The organism is Metasolibacillus sp. FSL H7-0170, from assembly GCF_038593115.1.
Classification (GTDB): domain Bacteria; phylum Bacillota; class Bacilli; order Bacillales_A; family Planococcaceae; genus Metasolibacillus; species Metasolibacillus fluoroglycofenilyticus.
Genome location: NZ_CP151964.1, coordinates 1,461,352 through 1,487,290 on the forward strand (window position 1 = coordinate 1,461,352; position 25,939 = coordinate 1,487,290).

The 25,939-nt window shown below is 39.1% G+C and carries 25 protein-coding genes and 1 pseudogene; 5 read left to right on the forward strand and 21 right to left on the reverse strand.

The genetic code is table 11. The features are described 5' to 3' along the window. Nucleotides 1–11 precede the first annotated feature (11 nt). The 16 genes from murD to MHH70_RS07045 all read right to left on the reverse strand — a co-directional run bounded on the left by murD (nt 12) and on the right by MHH70_RS07045 (nt 16,246). The gene (gene murD / locus MHH70_RS06970) at nt 12–1,364 is read right to left on the reverse strand and encodes a UDP-N-acetylmuramoyl-L-alanine--D-glutamate ligase (protein WP_342472896.1); all 1,353 of its coding nucleotides are present in this window, start codon (nt 1,362–1,364) and stop codon (nt 12–14) included. Next, nucleotides 1,361–2,335, reverse strand: a complete 975-nt coding sequence (gene mraY / locus MHH70_RS06975) for a phospho-N-acetylmuramoyl-pentapeptide-transferase (protein WP_066169769.1) — start codon at nt 2,333–2,335, stop codon at nt 1,361–1,363. Before mraY ends, murD begins: the two co-directional genes overlap by 4 nt. A 21-nt stretch (nt 2,336–2,356) precedes the next feature. After that, nucleotides 2,357–4,285 carry a stage V sporulation protein D gene (locus MHH70_RS06980; RefSeq protein ID WP_342472897.1) on the reverse strand — a complete coding sequence of 643 codons (1,929 nt, stop codon included), beginning with the start codon at nt 4,283–4,285 and terminating at the stop codon, nt 2,357–2,359. Nucleotides 4,286–4,370: 85 nt separating this feature from the next. Then, nucleotides 4,371–6,578, reverse strand: a complete 2,208-nt coding sequence (locus tag MHH70_RS06985) for a penicillin-binding protein (RefSeq protein ID WP_342472899.1) — start codon at nt 6,576–6,578, stop codon at nt 4,371–4,373. Beyond that, nucleotides 6,575–6,961 (reverse strand): cell division protein FtsL, encoded by a 387-nt coding sequence (gene ftsL / locus MHH70_RS06990; protein WP_066169761.1) that lies wholly within the window; start codon nt 6,959–6,961, stop codon nt 6,575–6,577. Before ftsL ends, MHH70_RS06985 begins: the two co-directional genes overlap by 4 nt. Nucleotides 6,962–6,984: 23 nt before the next feature. Continuing rightward, nucleotides 6,985–7,923, reverse strand: a complete 939-nt coding sequence (gene rsmH, locus MHH70_RS06995; protein ID WP_107942237.1) for a 16S rRNA (cytosine(1402)-N(4))-methyltransferase RsmH — start codon at nt 7,921–7,923, stop codon at nt 6,985–6,987. Between the two features lie 21 nt (nt 7,924–7,944). Beyond that, a complete protein-coding gene (gene mraZ / locus MHH70_RS07000; RefSeq protein ID WP_066169755.1) occupies nt 7,945–8,376 on the reverse strand; it encodes a division/cell wall cluster transcriptional repressor MraZ in 432 nt (143 codons plus the stop codon). Between the two features lie 176 nt (nt 8,377–8,552). Continuing rightward, on the reverse strand, nt 8,553–10,169 hold the full coding sequence (bshC, locus tag MHH70_RS07005; RefSeq protein ID WP_342472900.1) for a bacillithiol biosynthesis cysteine-adding enzyme BshC: 1,617 nt from the start codon (nt 10,167–10,169) through the stop codon (nt 8,553–8,555). A 190-nt stretch (nt 10,170–10,359) separates the two neighbouring features. Continuing rightward, a complete protein-coding gene (locus MHH70_RS07010; RefSeq protein WP_066169750.1) occupies nt 10,360–10,749 on the reverse strand; it encodes a DUF3397 family protein in 390 nt (129 codons plus the stop codon). Beyond that, nucleotides 10,746–11,651 carry a 2-dehydropantoate 2-reductase gene (locus tag MHH70_RS07015; RefSeq protein ID WP_342472901.1) on the reverse strand — a complete coding sequence of 302 codons (906 nt, stop codon included), beginning with the start codon at nt 11,649–11,651 and terminating at the stop codon, nt 10,746–10,748. Before MHH70_RS07015 ends, MHH70_RS07010 begins: the two co-directional genes overlap by 4 nt. A 93-nt stretch (nt 11,652–11,744) precedes the next feature. Continuing rightward, the gene (locus tag MHH70_RS07020; protein WP_066169740.1) at nt 11,745–13,280 is read right to left on the reverse strand and encodes an acyl-CoA carboxylase subunit beta; all 1,536 of its coding nucleotides are present in this window, start codon (nt 13,278–13,280) and stop codon (nt 11,745–11,747) included. A 21-nt stretch (nt 13,281–13,301) separates the two neighbouring features. Next, the gene (locus MHH70_RS07025; RefSeq protein ID WP_066169737.1) at nt 13,302–13,514 is read right to left on the reverse strand and encodes an acetyl-CoA carboxylase biotin carboxyl carrier protein subunit; all 213 of its coding nucleotides are present in this window, start codon (nt 13,512–13,514) and stop codon (nt 13,302–13,304) included. 250 nt (nt 13,515–13,764) lie between these two features. Further along, nucleotides 13,765–14,142 carry a transcriptional regulator gene (locus MHH70_RS07030; RefSeq protein ID WP_066169734.1) on the reverse strand — a complete coding sequence of 126 codons (378 nt, stop codon included), beginning with the start codon at nt 14,140–14,142 and terminating at the stop codon, nt 13,765–13,767. A 459-nt stretch (nt 14,143–14,601) separates the two neighbouring features. Further along, nucleotides 14,602–15,366, reverse strand: coding sequence for an enoyl-CoA hydratase/isomerase family protein (locus tag MHH70_RS07035; protein WP_342472902.1), 765 nt, complete (start codon nt 15,364–15,366; stop codon nt 14,602–14,604). A 149-nt stretch (nt 15,367–15,515) separates the two neighbouring features. Further along, nucleotides 15,516–15,689: a 50S ribosomal protein L32 gene (gene rpmF, locus MHH70_RS07040; RefSeq protein ID WP_066169728.1), complete on the reverse strand. Its 174-nt coding sequence runs from the start codon at nt 15,687–15,689 to the stop codon at nt 15,516–15,518. Nucleotides 15,690–15,712: 23 nt separating this feature from the next. Next, entirely contained in the window at nt 15,713–16,246 is a 534-nt protein-coding gene (locus MHH70_RS07045; RefSeq protein WP_107942233.1) for a YceD family protein, read from the reverse strand. A 207-nt stretch (nt 16,247–16,453) separates the two neighbouring features. On the opposite strand from MHH70_RS07045, the gene MHH70_RS07050 reads away from it, so the two are divergent. Further along, entirely contained in the window at nt 16,454–17,653 is a 1,200-nt protein-coding gene (locus MHH70_RS07050) for a nucleotidyltransferase (RefSeq protein ID WP_342472904.1), read from the forward strand. A gap of 228 nt (nt 17,654–17,881) precedes the next feature. Here MHH70_RS07050 and MHH70_RS07055 read toward each other — a convergent pair whose 3' ends face one another. Continuing rightward, nucleotides 17,882–18,919 carry a SepM family pheromone-processing serine protease gene (locus MHH70_RS07055; RefSeq protein ID WP_342472905.1) on the reverse strand — a complete coding sequence of 346 codons (1,038 nt, stop codon included), beginning with the start codon at nt 18,917–18,919 and terminating at the stop codon, nt 17,882–17,884. A gap of 42 nt (nt 18,920–18,961) precedes the next feature. Between MHH70_RS07055 and MHH70_RS07060 the strand changes: the two genes are divergently transcribed. Then, complete coding sequence (locus MHH70_RS07060; RefSeq protein ID WP_066169715.1) at nt 18,962–19,906, forward strand: hypothetical protein; 945 nt, start codon at nt 18,962–18,964, stop codon at nt 19,904–19,906. Nucleotides 19,907–20,270: 364 nt separating this feature from the next. Continuing rightward, a pseudogene (locus MHH70_RS07065) lies at nt 20,271–20,855 on the forward strand (transposase); the annotation flags it as partial. Nucleotides 20,856–21,204: 349 nt separating this feature from the next. Here MHH70_RS07065 and coaD read toward each other — a convergent pair. The 3 genes from coaD to MHH70_RS07080 are packed head-to-tail and all read right to left on the reverse strand — an operon-like array spanning nt 21,205 to nt 23,746. Next, on the reverse strand, nt 21,205–21,690 hold the full coding sequence (coaD, locus tag MHH70_RS07070; RefSeq protein WP_201261917.1) for a pantetheine-phosphate adenylyltransferase: 486 nt from the start codon (nt 21,688–21,690) through the stop codon (nt 21,205–21,207). Continuing rightward, nucleotides 21,686–22,261: a 16S rRNA (guanine(966)-N(2))-methyltransferase RsmD gene (gene rsmD, locus MHH70_RS07075; RefSeq protein ID WP_066169706.1), complete on the reverse strand. Its 576-nt coding sequence runs from the start codon at nt 22,259–22,261 to the stop codon at nt 21,686–21,688. Before rsmD ends, coaD begins: the two co-directional genes overlap by 5 nt. 57 nt (nt 22,262–22,318) lie before the next feature. Next, entirely contained in the window at nt 22,319–23,746 is a 1,428-nt protein-coding gene (locus MHH70_RS07080; protein WP_342472906.1) for an RNA polymerase II, read from the reverse strand. 55 nt (nt 23,747–23,801) lie between these two features. Between MHH70_RS07080 and MHH70_RS07085 the strand changes: the two genes are divergently transcribed. After that, nucleotides 23,802–24,197, forward strand: a complete 396-nt coding sequence (locus MHH70_RS07085) for a methylthioribose kinase (RefSeq protein ID WP_342472907.1) — start codon at nt 23,802–23,804, stop codon at nt 24,195–24,197. Here MHH70_RS07085 and MHH70_RS07090 read toward each other — a convergent pair. Continuing rightward, complete coding sequence (locus MHH70_RS07090; protein WP_066169696.1) at nt 24,192–24,464, reverse strand: YlbG family protein; 273 nt, start codon at nt 24,462–24,464, stop codon at nt 24,192–24,194. The genes MHH70_RS07085 and MHH70_RS07090 overlap by 6 nt on opposite strands. Nucleotides 24,465–24,851: 387 nt before the next feature. Between MHH70_RS07090 and MHH70_RS07095 the strand changes: the two genes are divergently transcribed. Continuing rightward, on the forward strand, nt 24,852–25,757 hold the full coding sequence (locus MHH70_RS07095; protein ID WP_342472908.1) for a glycerophosphodiester phosphodiesterase family protein: 906 nt from the start codon (nt 24,852–24,854) through the stop codon (nt 25,755–25,757). Nucleotides 25,758–25,939 lie beyond the last annotated feature (182 nt).

Here is a 25,939-nt window from a genome sequence, read left to right on the forward strand (position 1 = left end):
TTATAGAACTTTTAAGTAAGCTTCATTACAGCGTCAATAAATACGTCGCCTCGGATTTCAAAGCTTGCATATTGATCCCAGCTTGCACAAGCAGGGGAAAGCAGCATAACGTCACCTGCTGTCACAAGCTTGGCGGCATACATTACAGCATCCTCCACATTCGTTGCAGCAACAGTTTGTTCAATACCACATGATTTAGCAAAATCGATAAAACGTGCACCTGTTTCACCAAAGGCAACAACTGCCTTCACATTGTCCATTACATCGCGTAGCTCTTCAAAGGAATGGCCGCGGTCTAAGCCGCCTGCTAACAAGACAATCGGCTGCGTAAATGCCGCAAGTGCACTTTTCGTTGCAAGGCAATTCGTCGCCTTTGAATCATTGTAAATTTGCACACCTTGCCAATTACGAACAAATTGTGTGCGATGCTTTACACCTGTAAATGTAGCTAAAGTATCTTTTATCGCAGCAATAGGGCAGTCCATTAACAAAGCAGCAGCAACAGCACATAAAATATTTTGTAAGTTATGCTCTCCAGGCAAGACGATGCCAGAACGATCCAATAAATGCTCACCCTGCCAATAAATAGCTGTCCTATCAGCACTAATTCCTGTAGCTGCCTTTCCATTTGTCGTAAAAGGTATTTTTTGTGCTCTAGACTGTGCTGCATATTGTTGTACAAGTGGCTGGTCTGCATTGTAAATGAAATAATCTTGCTCATTTTGATTACGTGTAACGGCAAATTTTGCATTTGCATATTCTTCAAACGAGCTATGATAATCTAAATGAGCCTCATAAATATTCGTTAAAATAGCAATATGCGGTTTAAATGTGCGTGTTCCCATTAATTGAAAGCTAGATAACTCCGTTACAAGCACCTGCTCTTTCGTTGCTGTAGCTGCAACACTACATGCAACGGTTCCAATATTGCCGGCAATTAACGGTTGTTTTTGACCATGCTCAAGTATTTTAAACAATAAGGTTGTCGTTGTTGTTTTACCATTAGAGCCTGTAATTCCAATAAAAGGAGCCTCACTTACTAAATATGCTAGCTCCATTTCAGTAATGACTGGTAATTCCCGATTAATTGCATCAGCTACAATCGGGTTGCTGTACGGGATGCCCGGGTTTTTGACGATTAATTCAAAGCCCTCATCAAGTAAGTCCTCTGGGTGACGTCCACAAATAACTGTAATTCCCTTCGATAAAAGACTTTGCGCCTCTGGATTTGCATCGAATGGCTTGGCATCATTCACTGTGACAAATGCGCCAAGCTCATGCAACAGCTCCGCTGCAGCAACACCACTTTTTGCTAGGCCTAATACAAGTATTTTTTTATATTGCAAACCTGTATATTGAATCATAAAAACGCCTCCATCATTACTGCGATTAATGCAACAGCTAACCCTGTAGACCAAAACACTAAAACAACCTTCCATTCTGACCAACCAGACAATTCAAAATGATGATGGATAGGGCTCATTTTAAAAATACGTTTTTTACGTAATTTAAAACTACCCACTTGCAAAATAACAGACAATGTTTCAATTACAAACACTAGACCAATCAACAGTAGTAAAAGCTCTGCCTTCACTAAAACTGAAATCATAGCAAGCGCGCCACCCAATGCTAGCGAGCCTGTATCACCCATAAAAACCTTTGCAGGATTGGCATTAAAAATCAAAAATCCTAACAGAGCGCCTGTAATAGCAAAGGCAACTAAAGCAATATCCGCCTGTTCATTAAATAAAGCAATGACACCGAAGGCAGCAAAGGCAATCGAGGCCGTTCCTGCTACAAGACCATCTACTCCATCCGTTAAATTGACCGCATTCGAGAAGCCTACAAGCCAAAAGATTAAAAAGCCAACATAAAATAAGCCGAAATCAATCGTGTAATCTGTAAACGGAATTTCAACAGCCGTATTAAAAGTTCCTAATCGTAATAACATAAATGCAGCGATGGAAATAATAATTTGCCCAATTAGCTTTTGCAGTGATGTCAAGCCTAAATTACGTTTAAAAATCACTTTAATCCCATCATCTAAAAAGCCAATCACACCAAAACCGACTAATACAAGTAATAGCACGACTGTTTGTGTCGTAAATAAGTTAAACATATTTCCTGTAACCAATGTAGTAGCAATAATTGCCAGCAAGAAAATAATGCCACCCATCGTTGGTGTACCTGCTTTTTTAAGATGAGACTCTGGTCCTTCTTCTCGAATACTTTGACCAAATTTTAATCGTCGTAAAAGTGGAATAGCAATGGGTGCTAAAATAACGGTTAATATGAATGCTGTTACTAGAATGGTCAATGTTGTTGCAAGTTTCATGTTAAATCTCCTTTAAATTCATCAATCTTCATTTTTTTCATCTGTTAAATATAAATGCAATGTTCCTTGCTGCTCAAGCTTACTTCCCGCAGCAGGCAATTGTTCGGAGACAATCGTTCCCTCACCGTGCCACTCAATCGTCAATGGATAGTGTTGCTGCACTACTTCATCCACAGTTTTCCCGACAAAATCAGCTACCTCTACCATAATAGGATCTGTCCAAACCGTTACTTTTTCAATTTGTTCTTGTGATTTTTCAATGCCAACAATCGGTGCTACATCTTCTATAATTTGCCCAACAATCGGTGCGGCAATCAGACCGCCGAATTGCAAATGGTTTTTCGGATTATCAATTGCTACATAGACGATAATTTCTGGGTTATCTGCTGGGGCAAAGCCAATAAATGATACAATATAATCCCCTTCTTTATATCGTCCATTTTCTACCTTTTGTGCTGTTCCCGTTTTTCCACCTATGCGCAAGCCTTCGCGAAATGCTTGCTTACCAGAGCCCTTTGCTACAACAGACTCTAATGCATGACGCACTTGTGCGGATGTTTGTTCACTTATTACTTGGCGTTTGGCCTCCGGTTTATTTTCTACAATCACTTCTCCATCATCTGCGACTATGCTTGAAACAACATATGGCGTATAAAGGGTACCACCATTTATTGCGGCTGCAACAGCTTGCATTTGCTGAATTGGTGTCACAGAGATACCTTGACCAAAGGATGTAGTCGCATGCTCAACAGGCCCAAATGCCTCTTTCGAAAATAAGATGCCGCTCGCCTCACCAGCTATATTAGAGCCTGTTTTTTGCCCGAAGCCGAAATCTTTAATATATTGCAGTAGCTTTTGTGCACCAACACGTTGTCCCAGCTCGATAAAGCCCGGGTTACAGGAGTTTTCAACAACTTCTAAAAAAGTCTCATCCTTATGCCCCTCCCGTTTCCAGCAGCGTAAGCGTGCACCTTCTACCATGGTGTAGCCCGGGTCATAAAAATGGTCATTTTCAAGGTCGACAACACCTTCTTCTAGCGCAGCACTCAGCGTAATAATTTTAAATGTAGAACCTGGCTCATAAGTCATAAAAACAGGCAAATTACGATTGTAAATCGTTGAATCAACATTTTTAAAATCTGCTGGGTCATATGTTGGGAAAGAGGAGAGCGCTAAAATCTCACCCGTATTCGGATTCATCGCAATACCAATTGCTTGGTCTGCATCATAGCGCTGCATCGCCTGTAATAATTCTCGTTCCATCACTTGCTGTATCGTTAAATCAATCGTTAGCTGTACTGTTGCTCCTGCCGCCCCCTCTTTCCACTCATCATCGACATGTGCCATTTCAACATTTTTAGCATCCGTAAATAAGCGAATCGCAGCATTATTACCTGTTAGCATTTCATTATATTCATATTCAACGCCAGCCAAACCTTGATTATCATAGCCTGTAAAACCTAAAAATCTTGATAACAAAGAGCCGTATGGATAATGTCTTATATAGTCTACTCCACTATAAACACCTTTAATGCGCAAGGCTTGTATTGCTTCCACCTGCTCCTCCGTAATGTTTTTACCTTCTGGCGCAAGCTTCACTAAGTAGGCAGGCTTTTGCATTTTTTCAAGCAATTCCGCTTCATCCGCCTTTAAAATAGATGCTAATTGCTTAGCAGCGAGTGCAATATCATCGCTTTGCTTTGGAATAAAATAAAGGGTCGGTGCTAGTTTATTCGTTACAATAATTTCATTTTCACGATCTACAATACTTCCACGCTCTGTCACAAACGGAATTTCTCGATCCCAGTTGGCCTTTGCAAGCTCTGTTAAATGTTCATGTTGGAAAATTTGTACATAGATTAATCGGACGATAATCGCCAGTCCATATAAGAAAAATGCATAAATAACAATCTTCAAACGTTTTTTGGAAGGCAGTGAAATCCACTTCATTCGACACTCTCCGTTTTTAACAAAGTATGTATAGAAGTGGACTTCTATTCAGCTTTCTCTCAATTACGTTTCTATTAACTAGCACTTAATCTTGCGGTAGCTGCTCGCCCTCCTCATCCGTCTCCTCTACTTGTGGAGCGAAGGATTCCTCAGGTGTCTTTAACTTCACAACAATTGGTGCTGCATCTTGAATCGGTGTATTTTCTGAAACGCTTTGACTATCTACATAACCCTCACCAACGATTTCAATTGACAATCCAGATAAGGCTTTATAAATTAATACATTGCGTAATGACCAACCAATAAATGATGGAAGCGTAATCGTTCCATCTGTCTTTAAAAAGATGACGCTTCCTTTCGCTACTTCCAAACCTTGCACTGGATATTGCTCAATAATTTGTCCACCTTCACCAATGATGATTGGCGTTAACCCTTGATTAATTAGCTCTACTTGTGCACTTTCAGCTGTTTGTTTCGTATAATCAGCTAATTTTGTCATTTGCACTTCTGCAACTTCTTCAGGATTAATATTGAAATATTTCAAGCTATTTTCCATAACCATTTTAAATACGGCGGAAGTTGGCTCTGAGCCACCCTCTGTTTCAGCTAGCTTCGGCTTTTTGACCGCTATATACATAATAAGTTGCGGGTCATCGACTGGAGCCATTCCTAAAAATGAATAAAGATAATTATTTTTCCCAAAATAATAACCTCCACCACTTTCTTTAGCAATTTCCGCTGTCCCTGTTTTACCAGCAACCTCATAACCATCCAATGCGAAGCGTTTTGCTGTACCAATTTCGCTCGTTACCGTCGATGCTAGAATGTCCCGCACTTGCTGCGCTGTTTCTGCTGATACAGGCTGACCTTTTACAATCGGCTCATCATCTAAGATGATTTCTCCTGAACTCGGGTCAACGATTTTATCGATTACATATGGTTGCATCATTTTTCCTTCATTTGCGATAGCAGTCATAGCTTGAATCAACTGCATTGGTGTCACAGTAGATCCTTGTCCGTAGGTTGTCGTTACTTTATTAATTGGATACCTAGATAGTAATGTACCTGTCGCTTCCCCCGGTAAATCAATCCCTGTTTTTTGACCGAAGCCAAAGCGATCTAAATAATTATAAAAAGTATCTGCTCCCATAATTGTTAACATATGAGCCATTCCTGTGTTAGAGGAACGCTGGAAGCCCTGTAAATAAGTAATTTCCCCCCAGCCCACTCTGTTATGGTCACGAATTGTACGGTCTAACACCGTATATTGACCTGATTGGAACGTTGCATTTGGATGCCAATTGCCTGAATCAATAGCTGCTGCTAATGTAAAAATTTTCATCGTTGACCCCGGTTCAATGACATTTTCAATCGTTTCATTCAACCAATTGCTTTCTAAGCCAATACGGTCTGCAGGGTCAAAAGTTGGACGCTGTGACATTGCTAAAATTTCACCTGTTTTTGGATTAGCCACAATAGCTGTCATCGATTCAGGTTGGTATTGCTGGTCAACCTGTGTCATCGCTTCTTCCAAAAAGTTTTGAATTGTTTTATCTAATGTTAAATAAATTTCCGCCCCATTTTTTGCAGGCTGAATCATTTTTTCACTGTTCGGCAATAAATAGCCTTTAATATCGCTATCATAGGAAATGGAGCCCGGTGTCCCCGTCAACTCTTCATTATACGTATACTCCAGCCCCATTTTACCAACTGTTTTAAAGGTATTATCCTCCTGCTTTTCTTCTAAAGCAAAGCCGATTAAATGAGATGCAAATGGACCATTTGGATAATAGCGCTTCGTATCCTCTATAAAAATAATACCTGGTAGCTTGTGCTCTGCGATGGCCATTCTCGTATCATAGCTAATTTTGCGCCCAGCTGCTCCAAACTCAACTTGATACGGATCTCCATCTCTCGTCAATATTTTATAAATATCTTGCTCTTCCATCGAAATATATTGGGCTAGCACTTTCGCTGTTTCTGCTGGGTCAACAACATGCTTTGGATTGTCAGAATTTGTCGTCACAGACTCTTTTACGACTGCGACAAGCTTATAAGCCAATGTATCTTCCGCGATAATATTATTATTGCGGTCTAATATACGCCCCCGGTTTGCTGCTAGTGGCACTTCGCGTGCATATTTAGCTGCCGCCTCAGCTTCCAATGAATAACCATTAACTTCATTGGCAGTTTGCAAATGAACAATGCGCCAAAATAATAACAAAAAGAGCCCTCCGTATATTAAAAACATCAGGAAGGCTCCTTTTTGGAAACGAAATGTACTCTTTTTCATTCTCCCGGCACTACCTTTACATTTTTCTCGTTAAGAGTTAAACCGAGTTCTTGTGCTTTTTTCAAAATTCGCTCATAAGCCGACAACTCACTAACCTGCACTTTAAAGCCTACATTTTCATTCGCAATTACGGAGATTTCTTTTTCTACTTGCTGTATTTCCATACTTGTTGTTTGGATTTTACTTTGTGTATGTAGGATTGCAACTGCCATTATTGCTACAATAATTACGAATAACATATAGAGTAATTTTTCGCGTTTAGAAATTAGTCCTTTATGTTTTTTGTAGCTCGTCTTTTTGCTAGGCTGTTTTTCTGGTTGTTGTGGTTGTGGTGATATTACTGGCTGTTGAATATACGGTTGTTGCCTTACGCGTACTGCCATGGTCATCCACTTCCTTTATTTATTTATTTATTTATTTTTTCGGCGATGCGCAACTTCGCTGAACGTGAACGGTTATTCGCTTCTAGCTCTTCATCCGTAGGTATAATCGGCTTTTTCGTAATTAATTTTAGTGTTGGTTTCATATCCTCTGGTATGATTGGTAAACCAGGCGGTAATTCTGGTAATGAAGAAGCTTCTTTAAAGATTGTCTTGCAAAGACGGTCCTCTAATGAATGGAACGTAATCACACTGATTCGTCCACCAATCGTTAATAAATCAATCGCATCTACGAGAGAATCCTCCGCTGCCCCAAGTTCATCATTTACAGCAATGCGAATTGCTTGGAATACACGCTTTGCAGGGTGACCTCCGGTGCGTCGTGCCGCGGCTGGTATACCCTCTTTAACTAGTTCCACTAATTGCCCTGTTGTTTCAATAGGAGAGAGTTTTCGCGCTGCTTCGATTTTGCGTGCAATTTGCTTTGAAAATTTCTCTTCGCCATAACGGAAAAAGATTCTTACTAAATCCTCGTATGACCATTCATTAACTACATGAAATGCTGTTAATTCCGCACTTTGATTCATGCGCATATCAAGTGGCGCATCATGATGGTAACTAAAACCTCTTTCTGGTGTATCGAGTTGTGGGGAAGATACACCTAAATCGTATAAAATTCCATCTACTTGTTGAATATTTAGTGCATACAGCTCGTCCTTTACATATCTAAAATTTGCATGGACAAACGTAACACGATCTAAATATTTTGCTAATCGCACTTTTGCATTTTCAATTGCCGTCATATCTTGATCAAAACAAATAAGCTTTCCATTTGGAGACAGTTGCTGTACGAGGTATTCGCTATGACCAGCGCCCCCTAATGTGCAATCCACGTATACCCCATCAGGATTGATGTTCAACCCATCAACCGTCTCCTTCAATAATACAGTTGTATGATTGAACATAGTCTTTACTCCTTTAACGCTTTAAAAATCAAAGCCTATCATATTTTCTGCTATTTCGTTAAATGATGCTTCAGATTCATCATAGTATGTGTCCCAAGCTTCCTTCGCCCAAACCTCTATCCTGCTTGATACACCTAATACAACACACTCTTTTTCGAGATTTGCATATTGGATTAATGTAGCTGGAATATTTATGCGACCTTGCTTATCTAGCTCAACCTCCGTTGCACCTGAAAAGAAGAAACGCGCAAATGCACGTGCATCCTTTTTTGTCATCGGTAAGTTTTTTAATTTTTCTTCAAGCTTTCGCCATTCATCCATAGGGTAACCAAAAATACAGTTGTCCAATCCACGTGTAATGACAAACGTTTCACCTAGCGCTTCTCGAAATTTCGAAGGCACTATGAGACGCCCCTTTACATCAACGGAATGCACGTATTCCCCCATGAACATGCTACTCACCCCACTTTACTAATTAATGTACCACAAGCCCCCACTTTTCACCACCTATTCCTCGCATTTCTTCCCCTATAATAAGAAATTACGTAAATAGACCTTACTTCAACGAGGTGAACTGATAATATAAGCATATAAAAAAGCTATTCCTCAATAGAAATAGCCTTTTTATATCAAAGTGTTATATAGTTATGCTGGTCAGAAGGAACTAAATCTAGTTCAATAAGACTACCTACTAATGTAGGTCCATATAGGTTCAAATATTGATAAGGATTAAAGTAGCGTTCCTGTAAATTTTGGTTAGGGAAAAGCTCTGTTATCATCAGATTAAACTGCTTTATTTTCACATCATGTTTACCCAATATTTCTTGACCAATTTTTGCTGCTAAATAATCAAATTGTCTACAATGATATTGTTTATTTTTTTCGATAATATTGTTTAAATCTAATTGCTGCTCTCGTAAATGCTGCTCTAGTTCATTATATTGAGCAAGCAAATTTCGCTGCATTTCAGCAAGCTTTTCTTTAGCATTTTCATCCTGGACTTCTTCAATAAAACGATTTTTTAGTTGCTCTGCTTTCCCTTTCATTACATCAAGCACCGTTAACTCATTTTGTGCTAATAATGGCTGGACTGTGCGTGGCACTAAAGTAATATTCAGTCGCGGAGCAAATACAGGCATTTGTAAATGCAGCAAAGAAAATGCTGGCTTTAATGTCGCCCAATATGCTAGTTCACCCGGTCCACCAACAAAAGCTAATACTGGCATCGTCATTTCCTGCATTAAAGGACGTGTGACAACATTATTGCTTAATTTTTCAGGTGTTTGGCGCGCAACTTCTAGTAGTTGCTCCTTTGTCAGCTTAATAGACCCAAGTGCGTTTGTATAATAACCGTCTTTTCTTTCTAATAAAAAGCGTTCGCCGCCCTGTACAAAAAATAAATTGGCATTGCTCGCCACCGCCTCAATCGGCTTGCCATAACCAGCTTGGTTGAACGCCTCTTCCTGTGCTACAACGACCTGTGCAATTTCCTCATTATGCTCTATTAATCTTACGAAAAAATCAGCCTCATATTGACGGAATGCTGGAAACGCTGCATCTAACATAAGCAAGCCATACTTTGCAAACAGCTCATTCATCAATGCAGTGAAAAAGTCAGTAAACGTATCGCTAGCGTGTAAATGTGTTAGTACATTATGTAGTAAATCTTTTGTATACTCACTTTCTCCAAAGTCTGCAAAAACAGTGCGTACAAATGACTCCATCTCTTCTTTATTGATAGCTGTTGTAGAAGCCATTGTTTTGCGCTTAGAGCGCTCTTTATAAACACGCTTCTTTAATGTTGCATCCACCGTTGTATACGTATGGTTTATTTCCTCTAAATCATGGTCCTCCCCAGCAATCCAAAATAGCGGAATGACCTTCTTCCCAAGCTTTTCACGTTGCTGTCTTGCAAGCAGAATAACTGAAATGGCTTTATGCACTGAATAGAGTGGTCCTGTTAATACCCCTGCCTGCTGTCCTCCTACAATGACATAGGCTCCTTCTGCCAACTCTTTTAAATGACGTTCACATGCCTCCGATAAACCAAACGGCGTCATATATAGCTGAATGATTTTGCTTAATTGTGCTGTGTCATATGTTTTTGTCGTTAAATATTGCGCGCGTGCGTGAAAAGCATCATCACTATATACGTAATCAAAAAAATTATGTATAGTAGATTGCTTATCCCAATACTGTGCTAATATTTTATTTTGTACTGGTAAAACGTTTTGTTCCAGCTTCATTATGAAAACCCTCTCTATCCCTTACTAACTTCTAAATGATATGCCTCTTACTATGAAAGCTATTCAAAATATTCATCTCACCATCTCTATTGACAGGCCTCTTCTGTATCAATCTTCGGCAAAAGCATTTTTTGCATAAGATAACTTACTACATTGTATACGTTCTGTGGCATTTCGAAAAAGAATTTGCTTACACAGCGACATACTCCAATATATTTAATGTTAATCCAGCAATGAACACCAAAAAATAACTTATGCTCAGCAGTATAAAATAAACACGCCATATTTTTTTTAGTAATTGCGGCACGACAATTTCTTTTTTCGTTCGCCAATCAATGTATGTAAAGGTAATTGCTATAAAAATAGCAATGATAATAAGTGGAATAACAATCGAAACACTCCAAATGCTTGCGACAGCTATTGGGACTGAGAAAAATAACAATAATGTAGCAATATCCGCAGCTAAACCAAATGCTTTTACATTGCTAAAACGCAGCTTTCGACATATAAAATAAGTGATAATAAGTGCAATTAAAGGGCAAATAATAATTATTGCTATTAAAAAAGCCAAAAACTTCACATTTTTTCACCGCTCTCCTCTATCGCTAATAATAAATAGTATAACACGCTAAGCGTTGGCACATCTGCACCCATTTTCTCAGCTTTTTTCATAATGGCACCAACAATCGTTTCAATTTCCGATTTACGTCCTGCTTGTCTATCTGCTAGCATCGACGATATATTATTTGCAGTACGTTCACATAGTTGATAAACGGTCTGAAACGGAAATTTCTGCTGCATATATGGAAATGCCTGCATTAACTCCGTATACAATTGCTGCAATAGATGATACGCATACTCATTATGAATTAATTGCCCGTTTCTCACTTGCAAAAGTGCCGTTAACGGATTTACAAAACAATTGAGCAGCGCTTTTTCTAACAGCATTTGCTCAGCATCTTGCAATTGTTCTATGAAAAATGCCTCATTACAAGCAGCCTCAAAAATCCGAATAAAGTCATCATTTCCTCGCCCAACCGCTAATTTCAAAACGCCTATCCCACGATGATAAACCGTTGTCTCACCAACTTTCTCCGCGCCAAATTGTGCGGACCCAAACATTATATGCTGCTGCTTCAGCGCTAGCGCCTGCTCATAATGCAGCAAGCCATTTTGCATAAATAATAGCGGAACATCCGGTAACGTCGTCAATGTTGGTAAAAGAGCCTGCAAAGCATCATACTTAGTCGCAACAATAACCATCGCTCCATCCTCAACAACTAACTGTCGCTCCGTCACAGCATCAACCTCAAAATTCCGCTGCTGCCCATCCATCTGAAAAAGCGTAACCCCATATGTACGAATTTCTACCGCCTGCTCCTCCCGCCTTGTCACAACCGTTACCGCATAACCCGCCTTACGTAAAAAGCTTGCTATTAACAAGCCTACCGCACCCGCACCAATTACATAAACACATCTCATCCACTCACCCTCCATCTCAAATTGTCAGAATTGTTTGCGTGCCTGGCACCTAAAAAGCTGCTCCTACTTTCAGAGCAGCTTTACATTGCACTATTAAACTGGATAAACAGGGTGCTTACGGTACGGTGGTAACACTTGCTTTGAACCGTAATAATGTAAGCGCTTCACTAATGTGTCGCGTAAATCCCCCGGCGCAATAATATCATCGATAACAAGCTCCGAAGCCAGCTTATATAAATCGATTTCTCGTTTGTATTCTTCGATTTTTTCTTTTACAAATTGCATACGCTCTTTCGGGTCTTCAATTGCTTCAATTTTATTTGAATATACCGCATTTACGGCTGCCTCAGGACCCATTACAGCAATTTGTGCTGTCGGAAGTGCGATACATACATCCGGCTCGAATGCTGGTCCACACATTGCATAAAGACCTGCACCATATGCTTTGCGCACAATAACAGAAATTTTAGGCACTGTTGCAGAGCTCATCGCTGAAATTAGCTTAGCCCCATGTCTTATAATACCCGCTCGCTCTACTTTTGTGCCAATCATAAAGCCTGGTACATCTGCTAAAAACAGTAGCGGAATCGAAAACGCATCACATAATGTTATAAATTTCGCAGCTTTATCTGCCGAATCGACAAATAGCACGCCACCTTTTACTTTTGGCTGATTCGCAATAATGCCCACGACCTGCCCGTCAATTCTTGCTAAGCCTGTAATTAATTCAGGTGCAAACAGCTTTTTAATTTCAAAGAAGCTATTTTCATCAATTAATTGGTCAATGCATTCATACATATCAAACGGCGCATTTTGGTTTTCTGGAATAATTTCCTCCAATGTTCGTCCCGCAACAGGCTGAATCGCCTCTTGTAGAGGTGGCAATTGCGCAAAATTACTTGGGAAATAACTAATATACTGTCTCGCTAGCCCGATTGCCTCTTGTTCAGATGTGGCTAAAACATCCCCGCAACCACTTACTGAGCAATGCATATGCGCTCCGCCCATTTCCTCTAATGTTACCTTCTCACCAATAACCTTTTCCGCCATACGTGGTGAACCTAAATACATAGAGGCATTACCTTCAACCATAATGACGATATCGCAAAACGCCGGAATATAAGCGCCACCTGCTGCGGAAGGACCAAATAAAATACAGATTTGCGGAACAAAACCGCTCATTTTCACTTGATTGTGGAATATTTTCCCTGCCCCACGTCGTCCTGGGAACATTTCAAGCTGGTCGGTAATACGTGCTCCTGCTGAATCGACTAAATATAACATCGGCACTTGTAGTTTTTCTGCCGTTTCCTGAATGCGAATAATTTTTTCAACTGTGCGTGAGCCCCATGAGCCTGCTTTAATTGTTGAGTCATTCGCCATAACGCAAACTGTTTCATTGTTTATTTTCCCGATAGCGCACACAACGCCGTCCGCAGGTAAGTCCCCTGCTTCACAATTGGCAAAGCGACCATCTTCTTCATATTGCCCGTCATCGAATAACAAAGCCAAACGCTCGCGTACAAATAATTTATTTGTTTCCACTAGTTTATCGTGATATTTTTGCGCGCCACCAGCATAAATTGCATCAATTTTTTGCTGTAGCTGTTCATTATATTGTTTTGTCATTTTTTTCACCTCTTCGCAGCACTATTCTAGCTCTACAAGGACCGCCTCTTCATCAATAAAATCGCCCTCTGCTACAAGTATTTTCTTTACAGTACCAGCAACTTCTGCTTCACATGGAATCTCCATTTTCATCGATTCTAAGATGATTAATGTTTGTCCAACAGTTACAGCATCTCCTTCTTTTACACTTACCTCGAAAACTGTACCTGCCATTGGTGCCTTTACTTGTGTCATTTGAAAATCCCCCTTTGTGTAATTGAACAAAGCTGTTCCTCTTTATTGTACGCCACTCGTATAATTGATTCCAACTATTTTTCATTTTTTCTTTAGATTCATTTCATATAACCTTCAAGCTTTTATAAAATGAAAATAGACTTGTAGTGGATTGCAGAGATTTTCTTGCGCAAGCTTTGCGAGGCTATCATGCATAAGCTTCATTGATAGCAAGCACTCTATTTTCTATTAAAACAGGCTGTGCTAGCAGTTATTTTTGAGTAAACTGCACGCCTTGTTTTAACCATTTAAGAAGGCGCTCATGCTCTGTTTGTAACTCATGATATTTTAATTCTAGCTGCCCATAAGCTTCGGTAAGCTCCTCAAAGCTCGTTAAAGCAAGCTTTAAATGACTACGCATTAACTGCTTCGGTCTCTTCTTTACATTGCCAAGCATTTGCCCATATTGCGCTCGCAATGTTTTATTCCAACGAAAACCACATGCCTGCTTCGTGCGATTTAACACGGTTGCCGCTTCCTCAAACGCCTCAAGCTGTGTTTTTCCATTTTGCACAAATTGAATAACAATTTCCGCTAATTTTTCATCATCAGCAATTGTCCATTGGTCTTTTCTTCTTTTTGCTTCCATCTCTATCACCTCTTATTTTTTTACTACTATATGCAGCAGATGAGGAAATAGAATCTTAATTCTATCGAAAATATCAAACGACAAGCCTTTCCATATTTTCATACTCCTTGATACCTTCCTATCGTTTGCACCTTATTAATTACAACTTAGCTAACTCTTTTAGGACGGGGCAGTCCAAAAAGCCGTGCATAGCCGGCATTTTGGACAGGAGCGATGATTTTTCACAAAATGTTGATTCATTTAAACAGAAAACGCCTCTTTTAAAAATGGGATGAACATTAGTTTTAGCAGCGTTATCCTTTAGTAAAGGGGAAGCGATGAAAACATTTATTTCAAAAAATGGACTTTTCGGACAACTCCTGAAAGAAGTTAAATATTCGCTAAAACCATCGCCTCCTGCATATACTCTCCGTCACAAAAAGAGCCGTCTCAAAATAGCTTTGTAGACGACTCCTTCATTTACTTTTTCGATTTTGTTAGGAAGCTATTTACCGCTTGGTGATGTGCTTCGCTTTCCCATAGCTTCGCGCAAGTGCGTACTTCTTCCATTACACGCTCATACATATTGCGCTCTCGCCATTTACGTAGCTCAATTTCTTTATATGCTTGATGCACGGCAGGATGAATTTTACGCATATCTTCTATAAAATCTGCCAATGCCTCTTGCTTCGTTCCTTCAAAAACTCGCATAGCCCAGCCAATCTCATAGAGCTTTTGTGCTTCGTAGGCCTGTGCATCGACAAGCATTTTTAACGCACGGTCATGGCGTAATCCTCTTTCAAACAAATATGTACCGCCACCCCAGCCACTCGTAATCGCAAGTGTCCCTTGAATAAAGCCCGCCTTTGCATGACGTGCAATCAAACGGAAATCGCAGGCTGTAGCGATTTCACAGCCGCCACCTACTGCTGTTCCATTTATTAAGGCAATCGTTGGCACAGGTAATGTAGCAAGCTTATACATTATTTTTGCCATTTTGCTAAGCATTCCGAAAGCCTCGTCCTCTGTTTCTAATGCATGAAAAACGGATAAATCCCCACCTGAGCAAAATGATTTTTCACCAGCTCCAGTAATAACGAAAAAGCGTACATCCTTCCTTTGCTCTATATATGTAATTGCTTCTTGTAGGCCATCCATCACCTCATCATTCACAGCATTCCTTTTTTCTTCACGATTGATTGTAAATGTTGCAATCCCGTCTTTATTTTCAAATAAATATGACATTATCCCTTCCCCCAGTCTACTTATACATCTTACCCATTAATTGTATCGTAGCGAATATTCCTTCATTTGACAACGGATGATAACAAATGAAAAAAGGCGAATGAAGAGCCATGGCCTCTTCATTCGCCTTCATATAGCGGAATACTGAATTATTTCGCTACTACTTCTTTACCTTTATAGTGTCCGCAAGCTTTACAAATACGGTGAGCTAATTTATGTTCACCACAGTTTGGGCAAGCTACCATACCAGGTACAGATAATTTGAAATGCGTACGACGCTTTCTTTTTGCAGTTTTAGAAGTTCTTCTAAATGGTACAGCCATTATTGGCACCTCCTTACAGATAGTTATTCATCTGTTTGATCAAAATACTTAGCTAAATCAGCCAGTCTTGGATCCACCTTTGGTTCGTCATCTTTACGACTAAGAGCTACATCTTCATCCGTTGTATAAGTCCAGCTTTTACCACCGTGCACTTGTCCTTCGGTATTTTCTTTAAATACTTGCATCGGTATTTCAAGAAGAATTAATTCCTCTAATACTGGCTTCATGTCGATTACTTCACCATCGATATAATGTATATCTCCGTCTAAATCGCCACGCTTATCTTCATCAATCCAGCTAAATACTTCAACTGCATCAATTTCAATCGGAAATTCAACATCTTCCCATGTTCTTGCACAAGGAAGAGTTAATGTCGCACTTAATGTAAATTGACAAGTCATTTGCGATGCACCGAATGTGCATAGCCCTTTTACATGTGCGGGTGAGATTGCTCGAATATCTTTGTTACGTGTCTTCACTTCGTCCAATTGAATTTGGGCATCAAGCGGAAGTCCGTCTTGACGATATTTCGACAGTTGATGAATTGACCATTTCATTCATTAATCACCTCTTAGACAACAATGTTGATTATATAGATTTCTAAATTAGATGTCAAGATAATTTCTTGTCACTCTATGAAAATCCATTGATACTGAATAAAGGCCCTAATTTGAAGGTTTACTTTATCAATTTCATTTTACCACTTATAATGTGTATATTATACAATTAGCAGCTAAATTCTATTGATTGTGAGGTGGGAGGATATGAAAGCTGTAGGTGTTGTTGTGGAATACAACCCTTTTCATAATGGACATGCCTATCATGTTCAGCAAGCAAAAAAACTAACAGGAGCCGATATAGTTGTCGCTGTAATGAGTGGGCAGTTTTTACAACGAGGAGAACCTGCCCTTGTTGATAAATGGGCTCGTACGAAAATGGCTCTCGCAAATGGCATTGACCTTGTTATTGAACTTCCTTATGTTTTCAGTACTGCACCAGCAAAGCAATTTGCCTATGGTGCGATTTCTTTACTTCGTGCAGTAGGCTGTCAAACATTTGCTTTCGGTAGTGAGGATGGGAGGCTTCAACCATTCCTTGATAGCTTTACACTTATTCAACAAAATCAAGCGCTTTATGATGCGCTTATTAAAGATTTAATCTCGACAGGCATTAGCTATCCAAAGGCTTTGCATGAAGCTTATACAACTTTGCAGCAACGCTTTCCCGGCACTTACATTGATTTAGCAAAACCAAATAATATTTTGGGCTTCCACTATATTGAGGCGGTGAGCCTACTGAAAAATGAAATACAACCTTTTACCATTACACGCATAGGCGCAGGCTATTATGATGCGATTGACGAGCATAGCCAAATCGCCAGTGCTACAGGAATACGGCAAGCATTATTTAACAAGCGAGCTTTACAGGATGTCGAGCAATTTGTCCCACCCTCTACATACACATTGCTAGAGGATTGGCAGCAAACATATGCGGCGTTTGCTAGCTGGAGTACATTTTGGCCCTTATTGCGCTTCACTATTTTACGCTACACACCAGAGCAGCTCACTACGTTCGCAGATGTGTCCGAGGGAATTGAGTATGCACTAATTAAACATGCAAAAGGCGCAGCCTCATTTAGCGATTTTATGAATAAAATAAAATCGAAACGCTATACTTGGACACGTTTGCAAAGAATGTTAACGCATATTTATACAGGTATTACGAAGCAACAGCTACATGCCTATACAGAGCCATCCTATATCCGTTTACTTGGTATGACAGAAAGTGGTCAACATTATTTATCCATGCATAAAAAGCACATGATATTGCCTCTTGTCAGCCGAGTTGCCGCTATGCAAAACGATATGTTAACGCTTGATATACGAGCGACGACAATCTATCAGCAAGGCCTTACAAGCCGGGGCATAGGCGATGACTATAATATACCGCCTATCCGACTGTAAAGCGTGACTTATCACATTTCCAACGCTATTCTCTTTAAGGGACCCATATTATTTCAGTAATGCATTATTTGCATCTCTCCTCTTTTACTTAAGAGAAACGCCGTTAAAGCCCATGTTTTTCTCCTAATCAAGGAAAGCACTCTATTTTCATCATCAATCATTTTCCCAAAACACCAACAAAAGCGTCCAAAACACCGGCAACTGCACGGTTTTTTGGACGCCATCTCCCTACTCCAAAGCTTGTAAATAAGCTAATGCATCATCAATTGTTTTTACTGGGACAATTTTCATTTTTGTCCCAATATCCTTAGCTGTTTTAACTGCGGCTTCGTAGTTTGATTCGATTTTCGGATTATATTGTAGCATTGCTTCCGTAATCTCATCATCAGGCGCAAAGAAAATTTCCATACCATCACGGTCAGCCGCAACTACTTTACGCTCGATGCCACCAATACGCCCGACAGTGCCGTCCTCATACATCTCACCTGTGCCAGCAACCGCATAGCCTTTTGTCAAATCCTCATCCAGCAATTGATTTAAAATTTCTAATGTAAACATTAAACCAGCAGATGGTCCACCAATATCTTCGGCATCGATATTCACTTTCGGGTCTGTTTTGATTGATTTACTTTCTGTAAACGTAATTCCTAGCCCTATGCGACCTTCCGATTCGGGAATCTCTTTTAATTGTACATTTTTTGTTAGTAATTCATTGTTGCGATTAATCACAAGCTCCACAAGGTCATCCTTTTGTGCTTTGCTAATCATTTCTATTAGCTCAGATTGTCTTTGAATACGCTGACCATCGACTTCCACAATTTCATCGCCTGCTTTTATAATGCCATCAGCAGCGCCCCCTGCTAAAACATTTAATACATAGACCCCTTTCAACGTAATCTGATAGTCTAGTCCAGCTTTTGAAAAAGCTACATAAAGCGCATTAAATTGTGAATCCGTCATTAGCTTCAATTGACGAATATTATATTCTTCATCATCTTCCTCATTTTGGCGTACTGTATTTAGTTGCATAATTTCCTGATGCTCTTTAAAAAAAGCAATAGCATACAAAATAGGTGTCGCCCTCATCATGGATACAGTCATTAAATTAAACGTTCCCTCATCCTCTGTATCGCCGTTTTGAACTTTTACAAATTCGCTGACATCATATGCGCTTCCAGGGCTCATAATGTATGAATCAAGCTTATAAAACATTAAAAAACTAAACACGACAAAAGCCGCTACAATAATGGCTAATCTCTTTTTCATGACGCCCCGACTCCTTTTACCTACGACTATTAAATAGCCTAAATGCATATAGTTAGTGTAACACTTGCGGCAAAACTTCACAAAATATTGAAAAGAGTTGATGTTATTACACATTTTTTTGCTATTTTTATTTGTTTTACATTAATTATTTTACTCCTTCTTTTTCCTGGTGTCGCACATGAAGGAGCAGATTTAGGTGTGCATTTATTTATGGAAGCTTTGTTTCCATATTTATTACCGTATTTAATTTTAACAAGCTGGCTTATACGCATTACAGGAAAATATACAACACACCCTTTTTTATTATATATAAAAACATATGTGATTAGTGCTTTAGGCGGCTTTCCAACAGGTGCGGCAGCCATTGCTCAGCTCGCTAAATCACAGGAGCTATCGCAAAAGGAGGCGGCTATTTTACTCGGTATTTGCCACTGTCCAAGCCCTCTCTTTGTCATAGGCTTTGTCAGTTTAGATTTAATCCATGACGTCACAATTGGATGGCAATATTTAATTGTGCTACATATTTTCTCACTCATACTACTTTGCATCGTTTATTTCTTTTTGCCACATCAAAAAAATCGGCAATCAGCACATTCCGTTACCGCGCGTCATGCTTTTGCGCACAGTATTAAAGATAGTGTGCCAACTGTATTAGTCGTCTGTGCAACCATCGTTTTTTTCACAACGATTTATGCTGTTTTATTGCATAGTATGAATCATTTATTCACATTGAATAACAATTTACAAATTTTCTTTGCGTCCTTACTTGAAATGACAAATGGTTTGCAATTAATGCAGCAAAATTATCAAGGCAAACTACTTTTATTAGCACTCGTAACAGGGTTAACCGCACAAAGCTTAAGCATCCATATGCAAGTACTCGTAATTGCTAAGTCAAATGCGATTGCCTTTCGTCCATATATATATATGCGTCTTCTTTATATAGCCATTGTTCCTGCATTGTATTGGTTGATTTTTTTATGGTGAAGGGGCGTCTAAAATGCCGTGCGGGTGCCCGCATTTTAGATGCTAGTGTTGGTGTTTTTATAAAATGAAGGCTTTGGATAATAGGCCACTGAAAAAGTCCCCATGAATCGGTATTACGCTAAAACGGTTGATTTCCGTTCCGAGCGCACGCTTTCCGTGGGGCGGGCGGTGAGCCTCCTCGGTCGCTTCGCTCCACTGCGGGGTCTCACCTGTCCCGCTAATCCCACAGGAGTCGGCGCCCTACACTCCAATCAACGAAGTAGCTTTCATAAAGATAAAATAATACTTTAAAAACAGCGATTCATTCCTAATTTAAATTGGGAATACATCGCTGTTTTATTATATAGTAGCGTTATCAAATGTAAAGAGTCAGGAAACAGGTATGGAAATTGATACCGTGATTGGGGATGCAGCTTATTCAGAGAAGGATAATATTCGCTATGCGAAAGAAAACGAGCTTCAATTAGTATCGAAATTAAATCCGCGAATCACACATGGAAGTCGAGCTAAAGAAGATGAGTTTGAATTCAATAAAGATGCAGGGATGTATGTTTGTAAAGCAGGGCATATGGCTATTCGAACAGCACGGACAGGAAAGAAAAACCAAGGGCAAAACCAAGCACAAACTTACTACTTTGATATTGAAAAATGTAAGGTTTGCCCGTTACGTGAAGGTTGTTACAAGGAAGGTACGAAAAGTAAAACCTATTCCGTAACGATTAAATCAACAGAACATGAAGAGCAGGAAGCGTTTCAAAATAGCGATGAATTTAAAGAAAAAGCAACATTGCGCTATAAAATTGAGGCGAAAAATAGTGCGTTGAAACATAGACACGGGTATGAAACAGCCAATTCCGCGGGTCTATTTGGTATGCAAATACAAGGAGCAACAACCATATTCGCCGTGAATCTCAAAAGAATTATAACCTTAATGAAGGAAGCAGAGTAAGAAATACCACTGAAAAAGGAGTTGATTCGTTCAAATTTGAACGAATCAACTCCTTTTTAACATTATATTCACTTATAAGTTTTCCAGTGGCCTATTGGATAAGGGGGCTTTCTTTGAAAGTTTGATAAACATTGGCTTTAGGTATATCCGAAAAGTCTATTTTGTTTTGACAGCACATTAAAATAAAAGTTTTCAGCGCTCCACTTTTACTGAGGGTGAACACTGTTAAAGCCAGTGTTCATTTTGCTTTTAAAAGATGCCTTCTCTGTTTAGTTAAGTCAGCATTTTTCCAAATATTATCGCTACTGTCCAAAATGCCGGCTATGCACAGCTTTTTGGACAGCCTTATTTATTTTCCGCTAAATTTTTCTTTTAGTGCCTGCTCGACAATTGGTGGCACAAGCTCTCCAATATCGCCCCCGTATTTCGCTACTTCCTTCACAATGCTTGAGCTTAAGAAGGAATATTGATTTTTTGTCATAATAAAAAATGTTTCGATATTTTCATCAAGCACACGGTTCATCGATGTAATTTGCATTTCATATTCAAAATCCGATACCGCACGCAAGCCTCGTACGATTGCCTGCGCCCCTTTTTCTTTCGCATAATCAACCAATAAGCCTGAGGAGCTTTCCACGCGAATATTGGGTCGCTCCTTCGTTATTTCCTTAATTAACTGAATTCGCTCATCAATCGTAAATAACGGATTTTTTGATGAATTATTGAGCACCCCTACATACACGATATCAAAAACATCTGCTGCCCGATTAATAATATCTAAGTGCCCGTTCGTTATCGGGTCAAAGCTACCAGGTACTACTGCAATTTTTTCAATCAATTGTTTCTCCCTCTTCCTGCACATAACGATAAATTGATACAACCGCTGCCCCATATGTTTCTTGTCTTATTAATTGAAATGGACCATAATTTTCAGGCAGTGCTACCTCTTTGGCATGCTCACAGACGATGATACCTGACTTTGTTATTTTTCCGTTTTCCACAAGCTGCATCACTAAATCATAATATACATCTTTATGGTAAGGTGGATCTACAAATACATAATCGAGCACAATTTCTCGTTTTAATAAGCCTTTTACTGCGCGTATCGCATCTGTTCGAAAAAGTTCCGTATTGTTCTCGTAACGGCATTTTTTTATATTTTCCTGTAATACTTGAAAAGCTCTTCCATCTTTCTCAACAAAAATGGCTTGGTCTACGCCTCGACTAAGCGCCTCTATCCCTAGACCCCCACTACCAGCAAATAAATCTAGCGCAATACCACCATCAAAATATGGTCCGATTATATTAAAAATAGATTCCTTTACTTTATCTGTTGTCGGTCTTGTTGTTGTACCGTCTATCGCCTTTAATGGCATCCCTTTTCGTTGTCCTGCTACGACGCGCATATTTTCACCAAACCTTTATTCCTTATTAACGATATTGTGCCTAAATTGGAACATCACTTATTCACTCGACTGTAACCCAACAGAAAGCAAATTAATATTTTGCTCTGTTTTCTGAATTTCTACTAAAAACAGGCGCTGTAGCCACGATTCCTCAATATAATATTGTCCAGCCACCTGTACAATAGGCTCTGAAACTGTATTATAACGTCGCTCATTAAATACGTAGAAGCCTGGCTCATTTGGGAATCTGAAAGCGCGTGTTGCACTTTCAACATAAAAACCTCTTTGACCTTTTTCCGCACTATAGCCTAGCCCATTCAGCAAGCTTTGTGCTGAGTATAATACAAGCCCATCTTTAAAAATAACATCCACTGCTTCTAATTGCTCTCCATCTAAATAAATAACCCGCTTATCATTGAATAAAAATGGGAATATTTCCTTAGAATCCACATTTAATGAGAAGTAGGATGTATGAATGCCAAATACCGTAGATAATGCTTCATCTAGTACATTTGGCGATACTTGCTGACCTTGCAATGCTTGCAACTGATGCAACCAATTTTTCAGTTGCTCGTCCGACATTTGATTTGTCAATGTTTGAACAATTGTTGTTGAGCGCTCGCCGCCAAAGGTATTACCTGTTAAATAACTTGCCATAACTTCCTTCAGCCACCTTGGTGTATCAACAAAGTCATACATCGCATTTAATTGTGCAAATATGACATGCTGCTGAATTTGCTGCGTTGTTATCTGAGGCAAAAATAAAATGCGCTTGCCTTGTGAATCTGAGTTATTTTCCCCCTCTACAACGGCAATATGCTCATCATTTAAAAATTCTAACTTTGCTAAATTGTCATTAAAGGCTGTAGAAGTTGGGTCTTTCGCGTAAACAGAAATCGTCTCTGTCACATGCTGTAATGCCAAATTATTTGCCTTCCAATAAAGGTCCTGCACTTCACCCTCTCCACTAAACATGGAATAATTGACAAGTGATAATGATTGTTGACCGATTAACGGTAATCCAGTTACCCACTGCCCACCAATATCACTATCAGTTGAAATATGTACTGTTGAAAACTTAACAGCCCCATTTTTCAATTTAATAAATAAGTCCTCCATCAGGTGATTAGATTTCAGTCCCCCCGCTAAAGGGATTATGTATGATAGTGATTGTGTGCGATTTTCACCGCTATGAAAAGCTGTTAAATCTTCACTTAAACGCACACAGCTATACTCTGTTTCGATAAAACAATTTGGATTTTCAGCCTTGCTTGGCCAGCTAATTGCTATTTCCTCATTCGGTAAATTTTTAAAATGATGACGAATATCTAAGCTTTCGCCGCGATAAACAATTTCAATTTCCTGTGAATAGCTAAATGTTTGCTCCTCCAAATCAAGATGATCTGAATAAACTTGGAATTGCATAAAAAGCAATGCACTGATTGTGCCTACTAAAACAACAAAAAAACCAATGGCAAATTTCATGTGCTCATCCTCCTGCATCATGATACTATTATGTGTGGAAAGGGTGTGACTTACAATGATTCAACAATTTATCGAATTAGGACAAGGCTATGGCGATGTATTTGAGCTTTGTGAGCTATTAAATACAAATAAAGCACGTATCCACCGTACATTTATATTTACTTCAAAGAAGGAAGGGAAAATGTACGCCTCGCTTGCCGTTGCATTACAGCCAGCGCAAGAGAGTAAATTCATGCCGGTATATATATGTCGCGAAGGTATTCCTTACAATGAAGAAAAGCTAGCGCAACGTCTAGAAATTTTTAAACAGGCTTCCGCGCAAGCAAATCAGCAAATACACTATCTTGAAGTAAAGCATTCTTCTAGCTTTACCGAAACAACTTTATTTTACCAATATTTAATTGGTATTTTGCGCTTAAATCATTACATTCCTGCAATGCACGCACTATAAACCTGATTTATAATCATATTCCTTCGCTTTATCAGGCTTAGCATTTTCAAATTCCGTTTTCAAAAACGGACGGAAGGATTCAACAACGTCTTTCACAAATGGAAGGCGTTGTAATTTATTTTTAACTAGCTCAATATCCTCACGCTGACAATACATCACGACATATTTTAATCTTCTAGAGATATAATGAACATGACCGTATTTACGTAAAGATTTAGCATGCTTCAACTGATTAACATACACAATGAGCCCTTGCCTTTCGTTCATAAATTCCCCTCTTTTCTTTATCGATTATACTGCGATAAAATTTAACTTAGATTTTTAAGTGTGTGACATCCGCCGCAAGTCTGGTCTTGGTCACGCTGTCGTTATTCAGTGTGCTATTTTACACTATCAGCAAATGTTTATACATACGCTGAATGAAGCACCAATAAAGCTTTTATCCCACCACTTATAGAGGTAAGCATTTAAAAGCTAAATCATGATAAAAGCATACCAAATGTCTTATTTGATAGCAACAGAGTTTAGACAGTAGGTAGCATTTTCAGCTATAATAAGCATTAATAGGCTTATTTTGATAAAATATTTTCTATACAGCTTATTTGTTTTCAGTTCACAATGATTAAGGTAAAAATCTGAGGAGGAAGAAGACATATGGGGAAAAAAGCGAAAGTTGCCATTGCAATTGCGGCAGCGAGCGCAGCAATCTGGGCTGGCTCTAAAGCAGTTGTAAAACCACGAAAACGTCAAACGAAAGATTTATTACAAGGAAGACCACTAATTTTTGCTCATCGCGGAGGCGCACATTTAGCACCAGAGCATTCATTAGCTGCATTCGATAGGGCTGCTGAACTCGGTGTGGATGGCTTTTATATTGATTTGCGCTTGACGAAGGACGAGGAAATTATCGTTTTTACTGACGAAACATTAGAGCGCACATCTACTGCTATTGGCTTCGTGAAAGATTTTACACTAGCTGAGCTTCAAGAAATTAATTTCGGCGAAAAATTTGAGGATTTAGAAGGTCATAAGCCATTTGCTAATGAGCATATTTCAGTTGTGACATTACAGCAAGTATTAGAAAAATATCAAGATAAAAAATTAATTTTAAATATTCAAGATAGCCCAGACACATATGAAGGTAGTTTAATTCCTTCAAAGCTATGGCGCATTATTGAAGAATTTGACCTTGCTTCACAAGTTATCGTAACAAGTGCCTATAATGAACAAATTGAACGCTTTAATTTGTATGCGCAAAACCAAATTGTCTTAGGGGCGGGCGAAGGAGAAGCGACAAAAGCTTATACATCTTTTACAAGCCAATTTGGACATTTATTCAACCCAAAGGTGGATGTTTTTACTGTCCCAACAAAATCAGCACTCATTCCGTTTGATTCAACAAGATTTATGCAATTTTTAAACGGACTAAATGTTGCTATTTTCTTTAAGGAAGTAAATGATTTAGTTACAATGAGCCGCCTAGTACGCACAGGTGCACAAGGCATTGTTACGGACCGTCCAGATTTAGCAGAGCCGATTTTATTGAAATATAAAGGGTAGAAAAAAGCGTCCCAAAAACCGTGCATAGCCTGCTTTTGGGACGTTTTCGGTAATGTTTCAGCAAAGGAGTCACTAGATAAAATAGCAAGTAATTTCTTAGAAAATGGGATAAACACTAGGTTTAGTAGCTTTTTTTAATTTAAAATGTAAAGCTGCATTTTCACTGCACCACGAAGAAGTTC